The sequence below is a fragment of the Klebsiella sp. 1SOBk10mer genome (assembly GCF_046602535.1).
GTDB classification, from domain to species: domain Bacteria; phylum Pseudomonadota; class Gammaproteobacteria; order Enterobacterales; family Enterobacteriaceae; genus Klebsiella; species Klebsiella quasipneumoniae.
Genome location: NZ_JBKIUP010000007.1, coordinates 303,761 through 325,630, shown reverse-complemented (window position 1 = coordinate 325,630; position 21,870 = coordinate 303,761). Strand labels below are relative to the sequence as shown.

Annotated in this window: 20 protein-coding genes; 14 read left to right on the top strand and 6 right to left on the bottom strand. The window is 58.4% G+C overall.

Annotation, left to right across the window (positions count from 1 at the left end; translation table 11 throughout):
- Positions 1 to 108: 108 nt before the first annotated feature.
- The 3 genes from malG to malE all read right to left on the bottom strand — a co-directional run bounded on the left by malG (position 109) and on the right by malE (position 4,008).
- Positions 109 to 999 (bottom strand): maltose ABC transporter permease MalG, encoded by an 891-nt coding sequence (gene malG, locus ACLH1I_RS19655; protein ID WP_002884725.1) that lies wholly within the window; start codon positions 997 to 999, stop codon positions 109 to 111.
- A 156-nt stretch (positions 1,000 to 1,155) separates the two neighbouring features.
- A complete protein-coding gene (malF, locus tag ACLH1I_RS19650; RefSeq protein ID WP_017900124.1) occupies positions 1,156 to 2,700 on the bottom strand; it encodes a maltose ABC transporter permease MalF in 1,545 nt (514 codons plus the stop codon).
- Between the two features lie 117 nt (positions 2,701 to 2,817).
- Positions 2,818 to 4,008 (bottom strand): maltose/maltodextrin ABC transporter substrate-binding protein MalE, encoded by a 1,191-nt coding sequence (malE, locus tag ACLH1I_RS19645; protein ID WP_004206285.1) that lies wholly within the window; start codon positions 4,006 to 4,008, stop codon positions 2,818 to 2,820.
- 370 nt (positions 4,009 to 4,378) lie between these two features.
- On the opposite strand from malE, the gene malK reads away from it, so the two are divergent.
- The 5 genes from malK to ubiA all read left to right on the top strand — a co-directional run bounded on the left by malK (position 4,379) and on the right by ubiA (position 9,471).
- Positions 4,379 to 5,488, top strand: coding sequence for a maltose/maltodextrin ABC transporter ATP-binding protein MalK (gene malK, locus ACLH1I_RS19640; RefSeq protein WP_002884743.1), 1,110 nt, complete (start codon positions 4,379 to 4,381; stop codon positions 5,486 to 5,488).
- An 85-nt stretch (positions 5,489 to 5,573) separates the two neighbouring features.
- Positions 5,574 to 6,863, top strand: coding sequence for a maltoporin (locus ACLH1I_RS19635; protein ID WP_002884747.1), 1,290 nt, complete (start codon positions 5,574 to 5,576; stop codon positions 6,861 to 6,863).
- A 114-nt stretch (positions 6,864 to 6,977) separates the two neighbouring features.
- A complete protein-coding gene (gene malM, locus ACLH1I_RS19630; protein ID WP_008807310.1) occupies positions 6,978 to 7,907 on the top strand; it encodes a maltose operon protein MalM in 930 nt (309 codons plus the stop codon).
- 187 nt (positions 7,908 to 8,094) lie between these two features.
- Positions 8,095 to 8,592 carry a chorismate lyase gene (gene ubiC, locus ACLH1I_RS19625; protein ID WP_017900123.1) on the top strand — a complete coding sequence of 166 codons (498 nt, stop codon included), beginning with the start codon at positions 8,095 to 8,097 and terminating at the stop codon, positions 8,590 to 8,592.
- A 12-nt stretch (positions 8,593 to 8,604) separates the two neighbouring features.
- The gene (ubiA, locus tag ACLH1I_RS19620; RefSeq protein ID WP_002884808.1) at positions 8,605 to 9,471 is read left to right on the top strand and encodes a 4-hydroxybenzoate octaprenyltransferase; all 867 of its coding nucleotides are present in this window, start codon (positions 8,605 to 8,607) and stop codon (positions 9,469 to 9,471) included.
- A 58-nt stretch (positions 9,472 to 9,529) separates the two neighbouring features.
- On the opposite strand, the gene plsB is transcribed toward ubiA, so the two are convergent.
- Positions 9,530 to 11,953: a glycerol-3-phosphate 1-O-acyltransferase PlsB gene (plsB, locus tag ACLH1I_RS19615; protein WP_004206289.1), complete on the bottom strand. Its 2,424-nt coding sequence runs from the start codon at positions 11,951 to 11,953 to the stop codon at positions 9,530 to 9,532.
- A 129-nt stretch (positions 11,954 to 12,082) separates the two neighbouring features.
- Between plsB and ACLH1I_RS19610 the strand changes: the two genes are divergently transcribed.
- The 4 genes from ACLH1I_RS19610 to ACLH1I_RS19595 all read left to right on the top strand — a co-directional run bounded on the left by ACLH1I_RS19610 (position 12,083) and on the right by ACLH1I_RS19595 (position 15,013).
- Positions 12,083 to 12,451 (top strand): diacylglycerol kinase, encoded by a 369-nt coding sequence (locus tag ACLH1I_RS19610; protein ID WP_004206290.1) that lies wholly within the window; start codon positions 12,083 to 12,085, stop codon positions 12,449 to 12,451.
- 122 nt (positions 12,452 to 12,573) lie between these two features.
- Entirely contained in the window at positions 12,574 to 13,182 is a 609-nt protein-coding gene (gene lexA / locus ACLH1I_RS19605; protein ID WP_004206291.1) for a transcriptional repressor LexA, read from the top strand.
- 69 nt (positions 13,183 to 13,251) lie between these two features.
- Complete coding sequence (gene dinF, locus ACLH1I_RS19600) at positions 13,252 to 14,568, top strand: MATE family efflux transporter DinF (protein ID WP_198080093.1); 1,317 nt, start codon at positions 13,252 to 13,254, stop codon at positions 14,566 to 14,568.
- 235 nt (positions 14,569 to 14,803) lie between these two features.
- Entirely contained in the window at positions 14,804 to 15,013 is a 210-nt protein-coding gene (locus ACLH1I_RS19595) for a CsbD family protein (RefSeq protein WP_004206293.1), read from the top strand.
- A gap of 95 nt (positions 15,014 to 15,108) precedes the next feature.
- Here the strand turns inward: ACLH1I_RS19595 and zur are convergent, their stop codons facing one another.
- Entirely contained in the window at positions 15,109 to 15,624 is a 516-nt protein-coding gene (zur, locus tag ACLH1I_RS19590; protein WP_004206294.1) for a zinc uptake transcriptional repressor Zur, read from the bottom strand.
- A 248-nt stretch (positions 15,625 to 15,872) separates the two neighbouring features.
- Between zur and ACLH1I_RS19585 the strand changes: the two genes are divergently transcribed.
- The 3 genes from ACLH1I_RS19585 (at position 15,873) to pspG (ending at position 17,843) form a co-directional block, all read left to right on the top strand.
- The gene (locus ACLH1I_RS19585) at positions 15,873 to 16,361 is read left to right on the top strand and encodes a cupin domain-containing protein (protein WP_004206295.1); all 489 of its coding nucleotides are present in this window, start codon (positions 15,873 to 15,875) and stop codon (positions 16,359 to 16,361) included.
- 100 nt (positions 16,362 to 16,461) lie between these two features.
- Positions 16,462 to 17,460, top strand: coding sequence for a tRNA dihydrouridine(20/20a) synthase DusA (gene dusA, locus ACLH1I_RS19580; RefSeq protein ID WP_074384311.1), 999 nt, complete (start codon positions 16,462 to 16,464; stop codon positions 17,458 to 17,460).
- 140 nt (positions 17,461 to 17,600) lie between these two features.
- Positions 17,601 to 17,843 (top strand): envelope stress response protein PspG, encoded by a 243-nt coding sequence (gene pspG / locus ACLH1I_RS19575; protein WP_004206297.1) that lies wholly within the window; start codon positions 17,601 to 17,603, stop codon positions 17,841 to 17,843.
- Positions 17,844 to 18,040: 197 nt separating this feature from the next.
- On the opposite strand, the gene ACLH1I_RS19570 is transcribed toward pspG, so the two are convergent.
- Entirely contained in the window at positions 18,041 to 19,024 is a 984-nt protein-coding gene (locus ACLH1I_RS19570) for a quinone oxidoreductase (RefSeq protein ID WP_004177848.1), read from the bottom strand.
- Positions 19,025 to 19,193: 169 nt separating this feature from the next.
- Here ACLH1I_RS19570 and dnaB point away from each other — a divergent pair, with 169 nt between their 5' ends.
- Both dnaB and alr read left to right on the top strand, forming a co-directional pair.
- Complete coding sequence (gene dnaB / locus ACLH1I_RS19565; protein ID WP_002884942.1) at positions 19,194 to 20,609, top strand: replicative DNA helicase; 1,416 nt, start codon at positions 19,194 to 19,196, stop codon at positions 20,607 to 20,609.
- Between the two features lie 31 nt (positions 20,610 to 20,640).
- Positions 20,641 to 21,720 carry an alanine racemase gene (alr, locus tag ACLH1I_RS19560; protein WP_060656820.1) on the top strand — a complete coding sequence of 360 codons (1,080 nt, stop codon included), beginning with the start codon at positions 20,641 to 20,643 and terminating at the stop codon, positions 21,718 to 21,720.
- The last annotated feature ends 150 nt before the right edge of the window (positions 21,721 to 21,870 follow it).

Genomic DNA, 21,870 nt, shown 5'->3' with positions numbered 1-21,870 from the left:
CCTTACTTTTTCAGCTGAGGGCGACGGCGACAATACCCGGTTGGGGTCGTGTATTGCGGCTAGACCGTCGGCCCTCCTCTGAAATTTGGGGCCGGTGTTACAAAAAACTTAACCTTTCACCCCGCCCGCCGTCAGGCCGTTCACCAGCCAGCGCTGCGCCAGCAGGAACACGACCGTAATCGGGATGGCGGAGAGTACCGCCGCGGCGGCAAAGTCGCCCCACAGATAGTTCTGCGGGTTGAGATACTGTTGCATACCTACCGCCAGGGTATAGCTGTTCACATCGCGCAGCAGCAGCGAGGCGACCGGCACTTCGGTGATAGCCGCGATGAACGACAGAATAAAGACCACCGCCAGAATCGGCACCGACAGCGGCAGCAGTACGAGGCGGAACGCCTGCCATGGGGTCGCGCCATCCAGCGCAGCCGCTTCTTCCAGCGAGCCATCGATGGTTTCGAAGTAGCCTTTGATGGTCCAGACGTGCAGGGCGATACCGCCCATGTAGGCAAAGATCACGCCGCCGTGGGTGTTGAGGCCGACGAACGGGATGTACTGGCCCAGGCGGTCAAACAACGCGTACAGCGCCACCAGCGACAGCACCGCCGGGAACATCTGGAAAATCAACATCCCTTTCAGCAGGGTCGCTTTCCCCGGGAAGCGCATACGGGCAAAAGCGTAGGCGCAGGTGGTGGAGAGGGCGACGATACCGATCGCGGTGATCCCGGCGACCTTAATCGAGTTCCACAGCCACAGAAGGACCGGGAACGGCGGCGGCGTGACGCGGCCATCCGCGTGTTCAACGCTGAAGCCTAACGCCAGACGCCAGTGCTCCCAGGAAATCGTATCCGGGATCAGGCTGCCGGTGGCGAAGTTACCCTCGCGCAGCGAGATGGCGATAACCATCAGCAGCGGAAACATAATCGCGGCGATAAAAATCAGTAGCAGGAGATGCGTGGTAAATAAACGTAGCTTCTGCGATTTGGGTTGGACCATAGCCATTGTAATTTTACTCCCCTTGACTTCGCACCAGGCTATTTTGCTTGCCATTTTGAACTCGGGCAGTGCTCAGAATCCTCACGTACTACGTGTACGCTCCGGTTCTTCCGCGCTGGCCGAGTCCAAACTGCCCGCGCCAATAACGCCTGGTTATTCCAATTAATCAAACTTCATGCGTGTGGCTTTCAGGTTCACAATCGCTAACGCGCCAACCAGCAGGAAGATAAGCGTGGCGATAGCCGCCGCCAGGCCGAAGTCCTGACCGCCGCCGCCTTCAAAGGCGATACGGTAGGTGTAGCTCACCAGCAGGTCGGTATAACCGGCCGGGGTGGTGGTGCCGAGACGGTCCGGACCACCGTTGGTCAACAGTTGAATCAGGACGAAGTTGTTAAAGTTAAAGGCGAAGCTGGCGATCATCAGCGGCGTCAGCGGCTTAATCAGCAGCGGGAAGGTAATTTTAAAGAAGTTCTGGAACGGGCCGGCGCCATCCATTGCCGACGCTTCGTACAGATCGTCCGGAATCGCCTTCAGCAGCCCCATGCACAGGATCATCATGTACGGGTAGCCCAGCCAGGTGTTGACGATGATGATCATGGTGCGCGCGGTGGTCGGGTCGCTAAACCACGCCGGCTTAATGCCGAACAGCGTGCTGAGCATCATGTTGATTTCACCAAAGCTCTGGTTGAACAGACCTTTGAAAATCAGAATCGAAATAAATGACGGTACGGCATACGGCAGAATCAGCAGGACGCGGTAAATCGCTTTGCCTTTCAGTGCTTCCCACTGCACCAGGCAGGCGAGGATCATCCCCACCGCGACGGTCAGCACCACGGTCAGCACCGAGAACACCACCGTCCAGACGAAGATCGCGAAGAACGGTTTCTGGATGCCTTCATCGTGGAAGACGCGGGTAAAGTTGTCCCAGCCGATAGTCACGGTGTAGCCCGGGCTCAGCTTTTCTGTGCCCCAGCTACCGTCGGCGTTGATGGCCTGGTAGAAACCAACGTCGTTGTTCGGGCGGTATTTGACGTGGGTTTGATTGTTGGTCAGCACGCCGTTTTCGCCAAGCGTATACAGCGGTTGGGTGCCGGAGAACTGGCGCAGCGAGCTCATGATCACTTTGCTGTCATCAGGCAGCACGGCGGTCAGCTGGTTCAGCGCGGTGCGGTTCTGGGTAATGACGCGCAGGTTGGCGCGCTCGCCTTCCGGCAGGGCGTCGGTTTCTTTTAACGCCAGCTTCTGCTCGCCGCCGAATTTAAAGGCGTCGGAAAGGTAGTTTTTACCGCTCTCGCCGTCGGTCAGGGCCAGCTTCCACTCGTCGCCTGCCGGGATCAGCGTGAAGTTATAGGCTTTGCCGGCCTGGAAGGAGCGATCCATCAGCACCTGCTGTGCGCGCTCAAAGGTCAGCTGGTTGGTGCTGCTGTAGTTGGTGAACGCGATAGCGATAGTACAGATCAGCGGAAACAGGACAAACAGGCCCATGCCGGCGAGGCCGGGATAGACATAGCGCCAGGCATAAGCCTTGCGGTTAGCGAAAATATACAGGCCAACTGAGCTTAAAATCAGCGTCATGATGGCGAACAGGTACTCCCCCTGGGCGTACATCAAAACAACAAGGTAACCCACCAGCAGGCACAGTAAGCCAATCACAGACCATGTGAGTTGCGGACTTTGCCACCAGTGTTTCTTTTTAACGGCATCCATGGGGATCATCCTCTACAGCGGTGAAAGCTTATTTGTCAGGTGGCGCTTCGCTTACCTGACCTACGGTCCGAGCCGTAGTGGTAGGGCGGGTAAGCGCAAGCGCCACCCGCCGTTTTCTTACTTGGTGATACGGCTCTGGGCATCCTTCAGCGCAGCATCGACAGTCTGACGACCGCTGGCGGCGTTGATAACCGCGGTACGAACGGCATACCAGAAGGCAGACATCTGTGGGATGTTAGGCATGATTTCGCCTTTCTGGGCGTTCGCCATGGTGGCGGCGATGCGCGGATCTTTTTCCAGTTTTTCCTGGAAGGATTTCAGCGCCACGGCACCCAGCGGTTTGTCGTTGTTAACCGATTCCAGACCCTGATCGGTCATCAGGTAGTTTTCGAGGAACTCTTTCGCCAGCTCTTTATTCGGGCTGGCGGCGTTGATCCCCGCGCTCAGCACGCCAACGAACGGTTTCGATGGTTTGCCTTTAAAGGTCGGCAGCAGGGTCACGCCGTAGTTAACCTTGCTCTTATCGATGTTAGACCACGCCCACGGACCGTTGATGGTCATCGCGGTTTCACCTTTGTTGAAGGCCGCTTCCGCGATGGAGTAATCGGTATCGGCATTCATGTGCTTGTTCTTGATCAGGTCAACCAGGAAGGTCAGGCCCGCTTTCGCGCCTGCGCTGTCCACGCCGACGTCTTTCACATCGTACTTGCCGTTTTCAAACTTGAACGCGTATCCGCCGTCGGCAGCGATCAGCGGCCAGGTGAAGTACGGTTCCTGCAGGTTGAACATCAGCGCGCTCTTACCTTTCGCTTTCAGTTCTTTATCCAGCGCCGGGATCTCTTCCCAGGTCTTCGGCGGGTTCGGCACCAGGTCTTTGTTGTAAATCAGGGACAGCGCTTCCACCGCGATCGGGTAGGCGATCAGTTTGCCGTTATAGCGAACGGCATCCCAGGTGAACGGATAGAGTTTGTCCTGGAACGCTTTGTCCGGGGTGATTTCCGCCAGCAGGCCGGACTGCGCGTAGCCGCCGAAACGGTCATGCGCCCAGAAGATGATGTCCGGGCCGTCGCCGGTCGCCGCAACCTGCGGGAATTTCTCTTCCAGCTTGTCCGGGTGTTCTACGGAAACTTTAATGCCGGTGTCTTTTTCAAACTTTTTACCCACTTCAGCGAGGCCGTTGTAGCCTTTGTCGCCGTTAATCCAGATAACCAGCTTACCTTCTTCAATTTTCGCGAGGGCAGAGGCGGAAAACATCATCGTGGTCAGTGCCGACAGCGCGAGGATGCGAGCGCCAGTTTTGATTTTCATATACCCGTCCTTTTTGGTGTTGTACTCGTGGATACACTTCGGTGGCTTAACGATGATGAGTTTCCTTTTTTAACAACCCCTTTCCATCCTCCCCAGGTCTACGCCCCACCCGCTGGTTGTGTGATCTCCATTGCAAAAACGGCCGTATTGCGTCCTGGAGCACAGAAAAAAGCGCCCAATTTTGTCGCCTCCATCACGAAATCACGCGCCGCCCGCCATCCCCCGCGGCGAGAGCCAATCTCTCATCCTCCCATCTCCTCCCCCATAAAAAAGCCGGGGGGTGGAGGATTTGCCCGGCTAATGAATGCCGCATAGTCGACCCATCTTGAATGTGACTGTTAGTGACAGGTTGTAACGAAGGGAGAAGGGCATGGCGAGCGTACAGCTGCGAAATGTAACGAAAGCCTGGGGTGACGTGGTGGTATCGAAAGATATCAATCTCGATATCCACGAAGGGGAATTCGTCGTGTTTGTCGGGCCATCGGGCTGCGGCAAATCTACCCTGCTGCGTATGATTGCCGGGTTAGAAACTATTACCAGCGGGGACCTGTTTATCGGGGACACCCGCATGAACGAGATCCCACCGGCAGAACGCGGCGTTGGGATGGTATTCCAGTCTTATGCGCTCTATCCCCACCTTTCCGTTGCGGAAAATATGTCGTTTGGCCTGAAGCTGGCCGGCGCGAAAAAAGATCTGATTAACCAGCGGGTGACCCAGGTTGCGGAAGTGCTGCAGCTGGCCCATCTGCTGGAGCGTAAACCGAAAGCCCTCTCCGGCGGTCAGCGCCAGCGCGTGGCGATTGGTCGTACCCTGGTGGCTGAGCCGAGCGTCTTCCTGCTGGATGAGCCGCTTTCCAACCTCGATGCCGCCCTGCGCGTCCAGATGCGTATCGAAATCTCCCGTCTGCATAAGCGACTGGGCCGCACCATGATCTATGTCACCCACGATCAGGTGGAAGCGATGACCCTCGCGGACAAGATCGTGGTCCTCGACGCTGGCCGGGTGGCGCAGGTCGGGAAACCGCTGGAACTCTATCACTATCCGGCTGACCGCTTCGTCGCCGGCTTTATCGGTTCACCGAAGATGAACTTCCTGCCGGTTAAAGTCACCGCGACGGCTATCGATCAGGTGCAGGTTGAACTGCCGAACCGTCAGCAAATCTGGCTGCCGGTGGACAGCGCCAACGTTCAGGCGGGCGCCAACATGTCCTTAGGTATCCGCCCGGAGCATTTACTGCCCAGCGATATCGCCGATGTGACCCTCGAAGGTGAGGTTCAGGTCGTCGAGCAGTTAGGTCACGAAACGCAAATTCATATCCAGATCCCCGCCATCCGTCAGAACCTGGTTTACCGCCAGAACGACGTGGTGTTGGTAGAAGAGGGAGCCACATTCGCCATCGGTTTGCCGCCAGAACGTTGCCATTTATTCCGTGAGGATGGCACCGCTTGTCGTCGGCTGCATAAAGAGCCGGGCGTGTAAGGCTTCCCATTAAAAAAAGGCGCGAACCCGGCTGGCGGTACACCGGCGAAGCGTGCAAAGAAAAGCAATGATCTCAGGAGATAGAATGATGATTACTCTGCGCAAACTTCCACTGGCGGTCGCCGTCGCGGCAGGCGTTATGTCTGCTCAGGCGCTGGCTGTCGATTTCCATGGCTACGCGCGTTCCGGCATTGGCTGGACCGGCAGCGGCGGCGAGCAACAGTGCTTCAAAGCGACCGGCGCTCAAAGTAAATACCGTCTTGGTAACGAATGTGAAACCTATGCGGAACTGAAGCTGGGCCAGGAGCTGTGGAAGGAAGGGGATAAGAGTTTTTATTTCGATACTAACGTTGCCTATTCCGTGAATCAGGAAGATGACTGGGAAAGCACCTCTCCGGCGTTCCGTGAAGCCAACATCCAGGGTAAAAACCTGATCGACTGGCTGCCGGGCTCCACGCTGTGGGCGGGTAAACGCTTCTATCAGCGTCATGACGTTCACATGATCGACTTCTACTACTGGGATATCTCCGGCCCGGGTGCAGGTCTGGAAAACGTTGACCTTGGCTTCGGTAAGCTCTCTCTGGCCGCTACTCGTAACTCAGAAAGCGGCGGCTCTTATACTTTCTCCAGCGATGACACCAAAAAATATGCTGCGAAAACTGCCAACGACGTCTTTGACATCCGTCTGGCGGGCCTGGAAACCAACCCGGGCGGTGTGCTGGAGTTAGGCGTCGATTACGGCCGTGCTAACCCGCAGGATGACTACCGTCTGGAAGACGGCGCGTCGAAAGACGGCTGGATGTGGACCGGTGAACATACTCAGTCCATCTGGGGCGGCTTCAACAAGTTTGTCGTTCAGTACGCCACTGACGCAATGACCTCCTGGAACAGCGGCCACTCTCAAGGGACCAGCATCGATAACAACGGCAGCATGATCCGCGTTCTGGATCACGGCGCGATGGACTTCAACGATGACTGGGGCCTGATGTACGTTGCGATGTACCAGGACGTGGATCTGGACAGCAAAAACGGCTCCACCTGGTACACCGTGGGTGTTCGTCCGATGTACAAATGGACGCCGATCATGAGCACCCAGCTGGAAATCGGTTACGACAACGTGAAATCCCAGCGTACCAGCGAAAACAACAACCAGTACAAAATTACTCTGGCTCAGCAATGGCAGGCAGGGAATAGCGTCTGGTCTCGTCCGGCTATCCGTATCTTCGCAACCTACGCGAAGTGGGATGAAAACTGGGGCTACAGCAACACCTCTGGTCTGCAGACGAAAGACAGCAGCGGAAGCGGCGCTTTCACCTCCAGCCGCGGTGACGACAGCGAAGTTACCTTCGGTGCCCAGATGGAAGTGTGGTGGTAATACCGTCCGCAGGACGGGTGTAACCTGGGAGGGGCATCGGCCCCTCCTGACTATTCAGGGTTAGCGCGCTATTGCCTGGCTACCGCTAAACCGATGCTATCCAAGGTGAGAAGAATGAAAATGAAGAAAACTCTCGTCGCTCTGTGTTTATCCGCAGGGATGTTGGCATGCGTGCCGGGGATGAGCCTTGCCGATGTTAACTTTGTACCGCAGAACACCAGCGCCGCGCCGTCTATTCCAGCCAGTGCGCTGCAGCAGCTGATCTGGACGCCTGCCGATCAATCGAAGACGCAGAGCGTAGATTTAACCACCGGCGGTCAACGCCTGGATGTACCGGGGATCGTCGGACCGGTCGCCGCCTGGAGCGTGCCGGCCAATATCGGTGAGCTGACCCTGACCCTCGACAGCGAGCTGAACAAACATAAGCAGATTTTTGCGCCGAACGTGCTGATTCTCGACCAGAACATGACGCCAGCGGCGTTCTTCCCCAGCAACTACTTCACCTATCAGCAGCCGGGCGTGATGACTGCCGATCGCCTGGGCGGCGTGATGCGCCTGACCCCGGCGCTGGGCCAGCAGAAGCTCTATGTGCTGGTGTTTACCACTGAGAAAGATCTCCAGCAGACCACCACCCTGCTGGATCCGGCGAAAGCCTATGCCAAAGGCGCAGGCAATGCGGCGCCGGACATCCCGGATCCGATCGCCAAACATACCACCGATGGCGTGCTGAAGCTGAAAGTGAAAACCAACAGCACCTCCAGCGTGCTGGTGGGGCCGCTGTTCGGCTCCTCCGGCCCGGGCCCGGTCACCGTCGGTAACACCGCGGCGCCGGTAGCCGCGCCAGCCGCCGCAGCCGCTGCGGCGCCGGCCGCTAAAAGCGAACCGATGCTCAGCGATACCGAAACCTACTTCAATAACGGTATTAAGCAGGCGGTGAAACAAGGTGACATCGACAAAGCCCTGAAATTGATGAACGAAGCTGAGCGCCTCGGCTCGAAATCCGCTCGTTCCACCTTTATCAGCAGTGTAAAAGGCAAGGGGTAATCGTCTCCCCACAATGCTGATGTTTAGGCACAGCCTTTAGGTGCATCCTCCGGGATGCACCTTTTTTTGCACGCGCGGCGGTCTGTTGCATGGCTGTTGCGTGAATGATCGTATATTGACGTTTGCCCGCCACCAACCGCCTATTCTGCGATACAATGCTCTCACGTTATGTACCGGAGAATCAGGCATGTCCCATCCTGCGCTTACGCGACTGCGTGCGCTGCGCTATTTTGCCGTTATGCCGCCCCTGGCGCCGCCTCTGAGTGACTGGCTGCTGCTGGAGGACTCAATGACCCAGCGTTTTGAGCAACAAGGAAAGCAGGTCACCGTCACCCTGGTTAACGAAGGGTATATCGGGCGTGAGGCGCTGGCTGACGAAGCGGCGCTGTTGCCCGACGAGCCGCGCTACTGGCTGCGGGAGATTATACTCAATGCCGACGGTGAGCCCTGGCTGGCCGGGCGCACGGTGGTGCCGGAGTCGACGTTGTGTGGGCCGGAGCTGGCGCTACAGCAGCTCGGGCAGACCCCGCTGGGGCGATACCTGTTCACGTCGTCGACGTTAACCCGCGATTTTATTGAAATTGGTCGCGATGCAGCGCTGTGGGGACGTCGTTCCCGCCTGCGGCTGAGCGGCAAACCCCTGCTGCTGACCGAGCTGTTTTTGCCTGCGTCGCCGTTGTACTAAGAGGAAGAAAAAATGGAGTGGAGTCTGTCGCAGAATAAGCTGTTGGCGTTTCATCGCCTGATGCGCACTGACAAACCGATCGGCGCCTTGCTGCTGCTGTGGCCGACGCTGTGGGCGCTATGGGTGGCCTCGCCGGGCGTCCCGCCGCTGTGGATCCTGGCGGTCTTTGTCGCCGGCGTCTGGCTGATGCGTGCCGCCGGCTGCGTGGTGAATGACTATGCCGATCGAAAATTTGATGGTCACGTAAAGCGTACCGCCCGCCGTCCGCTGCCGAGCGGCGACGTCACCGAGAAAGAGGCGCGAACGCTGTTTATCGTTCTGGTGCTGCTCTCCTTCCTGCTGGTGCTTACCCTCAACACCATGACGATTTTGCTGTCGGTGGCGGCGCTGGCGCTGGCGTGGGTCTATCCGTTTATGAAGCGCTACACCCATCTGCCGCAGGTGGTGCTGGGGGCGGCCTTTGGCTGGTCGATCCCGATGGCCTTCTCGGCCGTCAGTGAATCGCTGCCGCTGAGCTGCTGGCTGATGTTCCTCGCCAACATTCTGTGGGCAGTGGCCTACGATACCCAGTATGCGATGGTGGATCGCGATGACGACGTCAAGATCGGCATTAAATCGACGGCGATCCTGTTCGGCGAAAACGATCGTCTGATTATCGGTATCCTGCAGGTGGCCGTGCTGGCGCTGATGGGCGCGGTGGGCTGGCTGAATGGGCTGGGCTGGGAATACTACTGGTCGCTGTTCGTGGCGGCGGGTCTGTTTGGCTGGCAGCAGAAGCTTATCTTCAATCGCGACCGCGATAACTGCTTTAAAGCGTTTATGAACAATAACTACGTCGGGCTGGTGCTGTTCCTCGGCCTGGCGATGAGCTACCTGTAAAACCCCTGTCCCCATCCCCCCGGTTTACCGGGGGGCGGTGAGGACGGCAAACGCCGCGTTACGCGTCGTCCTGCGTGACGCTTTCGATCGTCAGACGTACATCCGATGTAATCAAATCCGCCAGCATCCGGTAGACCTTCAGGGTCTCTTCCGGCTCGGCATCGCCCGTATCGCTGATATAGCCTTCATCGCGCAGGGTCAACACCAGGGTACTGAACACTGCTTTGTCGAAGAACTCCGGCGCGTTGATGCCATGCAGCACCGACAGGCGCTGCGCCACGGTACGGCTCTCTTTCTCCAGCGAGCTACGGTTGATCGACGGGTTAGCGCTCAGCAGCCAGAAGGTGATGGCGTAGCGCTGCAGCGTCTCGCGAGCGCCTGCGGCCAACAACTGCAGGGAGCGAGAGTGCGACGGGTTAAGGCTCATCACATCGCCATCGATGACGATCAGCTCCTGACGCAGCATCTCGGCAATCAGCGCATCCATTACTCCGGCCAGCTCCGCTTTCTCCCAGCGCAGGAACAGCTCGGCTTTGAGGAACGGGTAGAGCGTTTCCACATGGCGCAGCACTTCGGCGCGGCTGAGATGACGATGCTGAGTCACCAGGGCGGCTAACAGCGACGGCATCACCAGCATATGGGCAATGTTGTTGCGATAGTAGGTCATCAGCACCGCCTGCTCGCGCGGCAGAATGATGATGTCGCCAATGGTGTCCTTTTCAACTTCGAACTTATTCATCTGCAGCGCATGGTCGATAAGCTCGCTGGCCGAAGCGGATGGGGCGGTGGCATCCGGCGAATAGGGCACATTGCGCAGCAGCGCGAGGTAACACTCCAGCTGCTGGGTGAGCTGCTCACGGGTCAGCGAACGCTGGCGGGAGGCCAGCAGCGCCGTACAGCACAGGTTCATGGCGTTGGCCGCGCCGGCGTTGTTGATGCGCACCATCAGGTCAGCGGCGATGTTATTCACCGTCGGCGTCAGCCAGGAGGGGCGGACCGCTTCGATCGGGTCAATCGCTTCCCGCCACTCCGGCACATGGTGGTTCAGGTAGGTCATCAGCGGCAGCGGTTCGCCGAAGTTAACGTAGCCCTGGCCAAGGTTGCGCAGCTTGCTTAAGCCGCGCAGCATCTGCGGCAGACTCTCTTTCTCTTTGGTGGCGCCGCGCAGCTCTTTGGCATAGGTCCCCACCTCCATCACGTGCTCGTAGCCGATATAGATCGGCACCAGAGTGATCGGCCGGGTGCCGCCGCGCAGCATCGCCTGGATGGTCATCGACAGCGTACCGGTCTTCGGATCGAGCAGACGGCCGGTACGGGAGCGGCCGCCTTCGACGAAATACTCCACGGAATAGCCGCGGCTGAACAGTTCACCAAGGTACTCGCGGAACACCGTGGAGTAGAGCTTGTTGCCCTTAAAGGTGCGACGAATAAAGAACGCGCCGAGGCGGCGGAAGATTGGCCCGGCCGGCCAGAAGTTAAGGTTGATACCCGCCGCGATGTGCGGTGGCACCAGCCCCTGGTGATACAGGACGTAAGAGAGCAGCAGATAGTCCATGTGGCTGCGGTGGCAGGGGACATAGACAATCTCATGGCCGTCGTGCGCCAGTTGGCGTACGCGCTCGGCGTTATGCACGTTGATGCCCTGATACAGGCGGTTCCAGGTGAAGCCGAGAATGCGGTCGGTCAGGCGGATCATCTCGTAAGAGAAGTTCGCGGCAATCTCTTCCATCAGTGCAATCGCGTTCTGCTGGGCCTTCTCGTGGGAAATTTTCTTGCTGCGTGCTTCGTCTTCCACCGCACGGGCAATGGCCTTCGACGCCAGCAGCTTGTTAAACAGATCCTGGCGGGCCGGCAGACGCGGGCCGACGGCGGCCAGGCGCTGGCGGGCAAAATGCATCCGCGCGACGCGAGCCAGTTTCTGGGCGATGATCTTATCAGTACCGTGCTCATCGGCCATGCGACGCAGCGATACGGAAGGCGAGAAGCGCACGAAGCTGTCGCGGCCGAGCCAGGAGACGGCGAAAAATTTCTGAATGCCGTTAAGCATCCGCAGCGGCGGATTGACTTCCCCTTTCTCACGACCCGGCGAGCGGCCGAACATCACCGACACCGGCACCATTTGCACATCGAGATCCGGATGGTTGCGGTGCAGATCGAGGTAGTCGTGGAACAGCTTGATGGACTCTTCTTTTGGCGTGTAATAGGTGAATACGCGCGGCCCGCCGTGGATGAATACGTAGCGCGGCAGCAGGGCGCCGTCGATTTCCAGCGGTTCTAGCGGGTCAGGTAAATCATGCGCCAGGCATTGGGCGCGCAGCGTCAGCAGGTCCGCCTTGGAGTTATAGGGCAGGACGTACATGACCGGACGCGAGGTATCGAGTCCTAATTCCTGAGCAGGCTCTGCCGGAATAGACTTGCTTTTTACCAGCACCCGTAATGGTAAATTCAGTAATTTATAGTAAATTCGTTGCCAGCCGGACATAAACGATGTGAAGCCTCTGGTTAATCATGCAAATGCGCGGCAAGAATAACAGAAAGCGGGCAAAATTTCCGTTACCGCGCGGCAAACGCGTACACTCATCGACGTCATTTACATAAAAAAGGTTTTGTGATGGCCAATAATACCACCGGGTTAACCCGAATCATTAAGGCGGCAGGTTACTCCTGGAAAGGATTTCGCGCGGCGTGGATCAACGAGGCCGCGTTTCGTCAGGAAGGCGTCGCCGCCATTGTGGCCGTCGCAATAGCCTGCTGGCTGGACGTCGACGCCATCACCCGCGTATTGCTGATTGGCTCGGTCCTGCTAGTGATGATAGTCGAAATTCTCAACAGCGCGATTGAGGCGGTCGTGGACCGTATTGGCTCGGATTATCATGAGCTTTCAGGGCGCGCCAAAGACATGGGGTCGGCGGCTGTCCTGCTGGCGATTATCATCGCGCTGATCACCTGGGGAACGCTGCTGTGGAGCCATTATCACTAACGTTCTTCGCTAACCCTCGCAAAATATAAACAATCTGCCGATTTTTGTGTGCCATGTGGTTCCAAAATCACCGTTAGCTGTATATACTCACAGCATAACTGTATATACACCCAGGGGGCGGAATGAAAGCGTTAACGACCAGGCAGCAAGAGGTGTTTGATCTCATTCGGGATCATATCAGCCAGACGGGCATGCCGCCGACGCGTGCGGAGATTGCTCAGCGCTTGGGGTTCCGTTCCCCAAACGCGGCGGAAGAACACCTGAAAGCGCTGGCGCGTAAAGGCGCGATCGAGATCGTCTCCGGCGCCTCGCGCGGTATCCGCCTGCTGACGGAAGAAGAGCACGGCCTGCCGCTGATCGGCCGCGTCGCCGCCGGTGAGCCGCTGCTGGCGCAGCAGCATATTGAAGGCCACTATCAGGTCGACCCGTCGATGTTCAAGCCCAACGCCGATTTTCTGCTGCGCGTCAGCGGGATGTCGATGAAAGACATCGGTATTCTGGATGGCGATCTGCTGGCGGTCCACAAAACCCAGGATGTGCGTAACGGCCAGGTGGTGGTAGCGCGCATTGACGATGAAGTGACGGTGAAGCGCCTGAAAAAGCAGGGCAACGTCGTCGAACTGTTGCCGGAAAACAGCGAATTTACCCCTATCGTTGTCGATCTGCGTCAGCAGAGTTTTACCATTGAGGGTCTGGCCGTTGGCGTGATCCGTAATGGAGAATGGCTGTAACGCCTGCCCCCGCGCAGCGTCATCTGATGCATGACGCTGCGACGTTTGTCCTCAATCAGGTCTCCGAACATGCTGCTCAACGCTGCCGATAAAGCGCTGTGGCGCCTTGCACTCCCCATGATTTTCTCCAATATCACCGTCCCGCTGCTGGGGCTGGTGGATACCGCAGTGATCGGCCACCTTGACAGCCCGGTATACCTCGGCGGCGTCGCGGTCGGAGCAACGGCCACCAGTTTCCTGTTTATGCTGCTGCTGTTTCTGCGCATGAGCACCACCGGGCTGACCGCTCAGGCCTGGGGGGCCAAAGATCCGCTGCGACTGGCGCGGGCGCTGGTGCAGCCGCTGGTCCTGGCGCTGGGCGCCGGGGTGTTAATTATCCTGTTTCGCCTGCCGCTGATTAACCTCGCCCTGCATATCGTCGGCGGCAGCGAGGCGGTTCTCGAGCAGGCGAGACGGTTTCTCGAAATCCGCTGGCTCAGCGCGCCCGCCTCGCTGGCCAACCTGGTGCTGCTCGGCTGGCTGCTGGGGGTCCAGTACGCCCGGGCACCGGTGATTTTGCTGGTGATCGGTAATCTGTTGAATATTGTGCTCGACCTGTGGCTGGTGATGGGCCTGCGGATGAACGTCCAGGGGGCGGCGCTGGCCACGGTCACCGCGGAGTACGCGACCCTGATTATCGGCCTGATGATGGCGAAGCGGGTGCTAACGCTGCGCGGCGTGTCGCTGGCGATGCTGAAAAACGCCTGGCGCGGAGACATGCGCCGTCTGCTGGCGTTGAATCGCGACATCATGCTGCGCTCCCTGCTGCTGCAGCTGTGCTTTGGCGCGCTGACCGTCTTCGGCGCCCGGCTGGGCAGCGATATCGTGGCGGTCAACGCCGTACTGATGACCATGCTGACTTTTACCGCCTACGCGCTGGATGGCTTTGCCTATGCCGTGGAGGCCCACTCCGGCCAGGCCTACGGCGCGCGCGACGGCAGCCAGCTGCTGGAGGTGTGGCGGGCGGCCTGCCGGCAGTCCGGTATGGTGGCGCTGGCGTTTGCCCTGGTTTACAGCCTGGCGGGGGGGCACATCATCGCGCTGTTAACCTCGCTGCCTTCCCTGCAGCAACTGGCCGATCGCTATCTGATCTGGCAGACGATCCTGCCGGTGGTCGGGGTCTGGTGCTATCTGCTGGACGGCATGTTTATCGGCGCGACGCGCGGCGCGGAGATGCGGAACAGCATGGCGGTCGCCGCGGCCGGCTTCGCCGTGACGCTGCTTACGGTCCCGGTGCTCGGCAATCACGGCCTGTGGCTGGCGCTGGCCGTGTTTCTCGCCCTGCGCGGCCTGTCGCTGGCGCTGATCTGGCGCCGCCACTGGCGACGCGGCACCTGGTTTAGCTAGTTATTGCCGTTCATAACGGCTAACCATGAATTCCCGGGGGTGCGCGCCGCTTACCGGGGCAACTCAGTAGCCCGGCTCAGCGTAGCGCAAGCCGGGGAAATCTCCTCAGCCTTATCCATCGGTATGGTGGTTAAAAATTCCGAATAACGAATCGGCGCCAGCATTCTCATCTATAGTTAATACCATGTCCGGCACAAAACGGGCTGTAAACCCACCGAATGATGAGGACGTTATCATGAATAAAGACGAAATCGGCGGTAACTGGAAACAGTTGAAAGGTAAAGCCAAGGAACAGTGGGGCAAACTTACCGATGATGATATGACCGTAATCGAAGGGAAGCGCGACCAGCTGGTCGGCAAAATTCAGGAGCGTTACGGCTATGCGAAAGATCAGGCTGAGAAAGAAGTCTCAGACTGGGAGCATAAGAACGACTATCGCTGGTAGCGTTCCTTGATCCGAAGAAAGAAGCATTTGTGTTAGTGCCTGTCTGAATGGCGCAGGGACGCGCCGTTAACCCTTTTTCCCGCTGCGGCTGCCGCTCAGCGGGCTTTCTTTTTGAGCTGAATAGTATGATCGTGGTGGCAGTGTCCCGGCGTGCTGCAGGCTTCTACTTCCACGCAGCTCGCGCAGAGGCCGTGGGCTTCAATCACGTTGTGGCGCAGGGCGAAGCCCATTCTGGCCGCCAGCGTATGCATGATATCTTCCACCCCTTCAGCCGCTTCTTCCTTCACCACGCCGCAGCGGTCGCAGATAAACATGGCCGAGCTGTGGGTCGGCTGGTCAAAGAGATGACACAGCACATAGCTGTTGGTCGATTCCACCTTGTGGACAAAACCCTGCTCGAGTAAGAACTCCAGCGCGCGGTAGACCGTCGGCGGCTTCGCCTGCGGCTCTTTCTCGCGCAGCAGATCCAGCAGGTCGTAGGCGCTGATTGCCCCTTGCTGCAGGCTCATCAGGCGCAACACTTCCAGACGCTGTGGGGTCAGGCGTACGCCGCGTTGCGCACACAGCTTTTCAGCATGCGCTAACATCTCTTGCGAAGGGGTCTTATCCATGAGCATCCTCAGGTTGCGTGAAATTGAATCTGTTACTTTATCACGTTCCGCGGAAAACGCCGAGACCCGACGGGTGATGCGGGTCATACTTCAGGTTGTCGGTGCCTGCGCCAGTTCCGGGTGCTGGCCGCTGACGCTCGTGGAGGCTGCGCCTTAGCCGGCCGCTAAAACCGCCATGCCCGATTTAATCGCAACACGCCTGACCCAGGTATGCTATATCTGAAGTGTCTCATTTTCGGGAGAAAACGATGAAACGACCTGATTGCATTCGCCACTGGCGCGAACTGGAAGGGCCCGACGATGCCACTTATCCCGACAGCCCGGAGCGTTTTTCTATTGGCGCGCCGCTGGGGCGCGGTTTACGCCTCAATCGGCTGGGGATCCACCACGAGAGACTGCCGCCCGGGCGGCGCACCTCTTACCCGCACGCGGAGAGCGATGAGGAAGAGTTCATCTATGTGCTGGAGGGCTATCCGGAAGTGTGGATAAACGGCTATCTCTGGAAACTGGAGCCGGGGGACAGCGTGGGTTTTCCCGCTGGTACCGGCATCTGCCACACTTTTCTCAATAACACCGAGCAGGAGGTTCGTCTGTTGGTGGTGGGTGAGGCCAACAAAAAGTACAACCGAATTTACTACCCGCTCAATCCTGGCTATGCCGCGACGCGCCAGGATCGCTGGGTTGACCATCCGCCGCAGTTCTTTGGCCCACATGACGGCAAACCGCGGATAAAGTAATCGACACCGGGAAGGGGCGAAGCGCGGCGCACTACGCGCCTGTGGTTTATCTTTATGCTATAGTAGCGCCCCTTTTTACCCGGATGCTTATTTATTCGCCATGATGCTTGAATCAACGTCACCTGTTTTCCCTGCTCATCGCTTCTCCATCGCGCCGATGCTCGACTGGACTGACCGACATTGCCGCTACTTCCTGCGGCTGCTGTCGCGGCATACGCTGCTGTATACCGAAATGGTGACCACCGGGGCGATTATTCATGGCAAAGGCGACTACCTGGCGTATAGCGAAGAAGAGCACCCGGTCGCTCTGCAGCTCGGCGGCAGCGACCCGCAGGCCCTGGCGCAGTGCGCGAAGCTGGCCGAGGCGCGCGGCTATGACGAGATCAATCTCAACGTCGGCTGCCCCTCCGATCGCGTGCAGAACGGGATGTTTGGCGCCTGCCTGATGGGTAACGCGCCGCTGGTGGCCGACTGTATCAAAGCGATGCGCGATGTGGTGTCGATCCCGGTCACGGTGAAGACCCGTATCGGCATCGACGACCAGGATAGCTATGAATTCCTCTGTGATTTCATTGAGACGGTCTCCGGCAAGGGCGAATGTGAGATGTTTATTATTCACGCCCGCAAAGCCTGGCTCTCCGGTCTGAGCCCGAAAGAGAACCGCGAGATCCCGCCGCTGGATTACCCCCGCGTCTGGCAGCTGAAGCGTGACTTCCCCCACCTGACGATGGCGATTAACGGCGGTATCAAATCGCTGGATGAAGCCAGAATGCAGCTTGAGCATATGGATGGGGTGATGGTCGGGCGTGAGGCCTATCAGAATCCGGGTATTCTGGCTTCGGTCGACCGGGAGATTTTCGGCGTCGCCGGCGCGGATGCCGATCCGGTGGCCGTCGTGCGGGCCATGTACCCGTATATTGAGCGCGAGCTCAGCAAGGGCACCTATCTGGGCCATATCACCCGTCATATGCTGGGACTGTTTCAGGGTATCCCAGGCGCCCGCCAGTGGCGTCGCTACCTGAGCGAAAATGCGCATAAACCCGGCGCCGACATTGCGGTGCTGGAGCAGGCCCTAAAGCTGGTGGCCGATAAGCGTTAGTTTCTCACCAAAACCTGGTGAAATTGACCACGCCTCGCACACTATTGCGGGGCGTTTTCTTTTAAATTCAGTTTGTTATTGTTGGCATGTTTTTTGTAATACCTGCAGAGCGATATATTAATGACTGTGGGGAGAGAGCCATGCTGGAACTGTTATTTGTCATCGGATTTTTTGTCATGCTGCTGGTCACCGGCGTATCGCTGTTGGGGATTATCGCCGCCATCGTGGTGGCTACGGCGCTGATGTTCGTCGGCGGTTTGTTTGCTTTAATGATCAAATTGCTGCCGTGGCTGCTGTTGGCGGTGGTGGTGGTGTGGGTTATTCGGGCGCTGAAAACCCCGGACGGAAACGCTTTTCGCGACAATAACCGTTGGCGTTACTAAGGTATTGAGGGGTGTGTCACAACCTGAACAATTTTGCACAGAACCGCGTAGGCATCGCTACGCAAATCTGTCACTATTAGCGCGTTAACGAATTCATCGCGCTGTACCCTACATACAGCCGAACTAAAAAAAAGTAAGGGCTTCCCAGGTGGAAGCCCTAAACTTTTGTCCTTTTGTCCTTTTGTCCTTTTGACCGCTTACGGCAGCAGCAGACTCGACCCCTGTGTCACCCGGCTCTCCAGAACTTCATGCGCCCGTCGCGCTTCGGTCAGCGGATAGGTCTGACTCTCCGGCACGTCCACTTTGATTACTCCACTGGCGATCAGCGAAAACAGCTCACTGCAGGCTTCAGCCAGCTCTTCCCGGTTGGTGATATAGCCCTGCAGCGATGGGCGGGTGACGTACAGAGAACCTTTCTGATTCAGGATCCCCAGATTAACGCCGGTCACCGGGCCGGAGGAGTTGCCAAAACTGACCATCAGGCCGCGGCGCTGCAGACAGTCCAGAGAGGCTTCCCAGGTATCTTTCCCTACCGAGTCATAGACTACGGCGACTTTCTTGCCGTCGGTGAGCGCTTTGAGCCGCTCCGCGATAGGTTCTTCGCGATAGTTAATCACCTGCCAGGCGCCCGCCGCTTTGGCGCGCTGCGCCTTCTGCGCGCTGCCGACGGTGCCGATAAGTTTCGCCCCCAGCGCTTTCGCCCACTGACAGGCAATCAGCCCCACGCCGCCGGCGGCGGCATGAAACAGGAACATCTCATCAGGCTTAATTTCGTAAGTTTTACGCAACAGATACCAGACCGTTAATCCTTTGAGGAACGACGCGGCGGCCTGTTCGAAAGAGATGGCGTCCGGCAGGACCGCCGCTTTATCGGCCAGCACATTGTGCACCGTGCTGTAGGCGCCGAGCGCCGACTGGGCGTACACCACCCGATCGCCTGCCTTAATGTGCGTCACCCCATGGCCGACTTTACTGACGATGCCGGCCGCCTCGGTGCCCAGACCGCTCGGCAGCGACGGCGGCGGATAGAGGCCGCTGCGAACATAGGTGTCGATATAATTGATGCCGATAGCTTTGTTTTCGACCTGAATTTCATGCTCCGCAGGATCGCGAGGGGTAAACTCAACCGCCTGAAGCACCTCCGGCCCCCCGTGTTTTGAAAATTCGATGCGTGTTGCCATGTTCGCTCCTGTGTTGTTCTGAGATTATCCAGTAAGCTTAACAGCCTGCGGCGGCAGCGACGGATTTTCTTACCCGCCTCAGGCCAGCCACGCTTAATGGGTTCTTTAGCGGCAATGGCTTTCTCGCTATACTGTCACGCTCTTTTCCGTATCGGTGAAATGTTAGGCTATGGCAGGAAATAAACCCTTCAACAAACCACAGACAGAAACCCGCGAACGCGATCCGCAGCTCGCCGGGCTGAAAGTCCCGCCGCACTCGATTGAAGCGGAGCAGTCGGTGTTGGGCGGTTTAATGCTGGATAACGAGCGCTGGGACGACGTTGCCGAACGCGTCGTTGCCGACGACTTTTATACCCGTCCGCATCGTCATATTTTTACCGAGATGGCGCGCCTGCAGGAGTCGGGCAGCCCGATTGACCTGATCACCCTTGCGGAGTCGCTGGAGCGTCAGGGACAGCTGGACAGCGTCGGCGGCTTTGCCTATCTGGCGGAACTGTCCAAAAATACCCCCAGCGCGGCGAACATCAGCGCCTATGCCGACATCGTGCGCGAACGCGCGGTCGTGCGCGAGATGATCTCGGTGGCCAATGAGATCGCCGAGGCCGGCTTCGACCCGCAGGGGCGAACCAGTGAAGATCTGCTCGATCTCGCCGAGTCCCGCGTCTTTAAAATCGCTGAAAGCCGGGCCAATAAAGACGAAGGGCCGAAAAACATCGCCGATGTCCTCGACGCCACCGTCGCCCGTATCGAACAGCTGTTCCAGCAGCCGCATGACGGCGTTACCGGGGTCAACACCGGCTACGACGACCTCAACAAAAAGACCGCCGGCCTGCAGCCGTCGGATCTGATTATCGTCGCCGCCCGTCCGTCGATGGGTAAAACGACCTTCGCGATGAACCTCGTGGAAAACGCAGCGATGCTGCAGGACAAACCGGTACTCATCTTCAGTCTCGAGATGCCCTCCGAGCAGATCATGATGCGTTCTCTGGCCTCGCTGTCGCGCGTCGATCAGACCCGCATTCGTACCGGTCAGCTGGACGATGAAGACTGGGCGCGGATCTCCGGCACCATGGGCATTCTGCTGGAAAAACGTAACATCTATATCGATGACTCCTCCGGCCTGACGCCGACGGAAGTGCGTTCCCGCGCGCGGCGTATCGCCCGCGAGCATGGCGGCATCGGGCTGATTATGATCGACTACCTGCAGCTGATGCGCGTGCCGTCGCTCTCTGACAACCGTACCCTGGAGATCGCCGAAATCTCCCGCTCGCTGAAGGCGCTGGCCAAAGAGCTACAGGTGCCGGTGGTGGCGCTGTCGCAGCTGAACCGCTCACTGGAACAACGTGCCGATAAACGTCCGGTCAACTCCGACCTGCGTGAGTCCGGCTCTATCGAACAGGATGCCGACTTAATCATGTTCATTTACCGTGATGAGGTCTATCACGAGAACAGCGATCTTAAGGGCATCGCGGAAATTATCATTGGTAAACAACGTAACGGCCCGATCGGCACCGTGCGACTGACCTTCAACGGTCAGTGGTCGCGTTTCGATAATTATGCCGGTCCTCAGTATGATGATGAGTAACCCTTCCTCCTTCTTTTATTAAGGAATTCAAATGCAAGCGGCAACTGTAGTTATCAACCGCCGCGCTCTGCGACACAACCTGCAACGTCTGCGTGAACTGGCGCCTGCCAGCAAACTGGTTGCGGTGGTGAAAGCGAACGCCTACGGACACGGTCTTCTTGAGACCGCGCGAACGCTGACCGACGCCGACGCTTTTGGCGTCGCCCGCCTGGAAGAGGCGCTGCGCCTGCGAGCGGGGGGGATCGCGCAGCCGATCCTCCTGCTGGAAGGCTTTTTTGCGGCGGAAGACCTTGCGGTGATCGCCGCGCAGCGTCTGCATACCGCGGTGCATAGCCCCGAACAGCTGGCGGCCCTGGAGCAAGCCGATCTCCCCGAGCCGGTGACCGTGTGGATGAAGCTGGATACCGGCATGCATCGCTTAGGGGTGCGCCCGGAGGAAGCCGAGGCGTTTTATCAGCGTCTGAGCCAGTGCAAAAACGTCCGCCAGCCGGTTAACGTGGTGAGCCACTTCGCCCGCGCCGATGAGCCGACCTGCGGCGCCACCGAACGCCAGCTGGATATCTTCACCACCTTTACCGAAGGCAAGCCGGGATTGCGCTCTATCGCCGCCTCGGGCGGTATCCTGCTGTGGCCGCAGTCGCATTTTGACTGGGTGCGTCCGGGCATTATCCTGTATGGCGTGTCGCCGCTGGACGATCGCTCCACCGGGAAAGATTTTGGCTGTCAGCCGGTGATGACCCTGACGTCCAGCCTGATTGCCGTGCGCGAGCATAAAGCAGGGGAGCCCGTCGGCTACGGCGGCACCTGGGTCAGCGAACGCGACACGCGTCTCGGCGTGGTCGCGATGGGCTATGGCGACGGTTATCCGCGCGCCGCGCCGTCGGGCACCCCGGTGCTGGTTAATGGCCGCGAAGTGCCGATTGTCGGCCGGGTGGCGATGGATATGATCTGCGTTGACCTCGGCCCGCAGGCCCAGGATAAAGCCGGCGACGCGGTGGTGCTGTGGGGAGAGGGACTCCCGGTAGAGCGCATCGCCGAGATCACGAAAGTGAGTGCTTACGAACTTATTACGCGACTGACCTCCCGCGTCGCCATGAAATACCTCGACTAAGCCTTGTTCGTACCGGATAGCTCAGACGCTTATCCGGTACGCTATCGGTATAGCCGCGGACAAAAAAGCGGTTTATACCGCTGCGCGGTCACTTTCCCCTCAACATCCTCTCGACCTGCCGTCATATCCGGTTTATTGTGTAAGAACCTG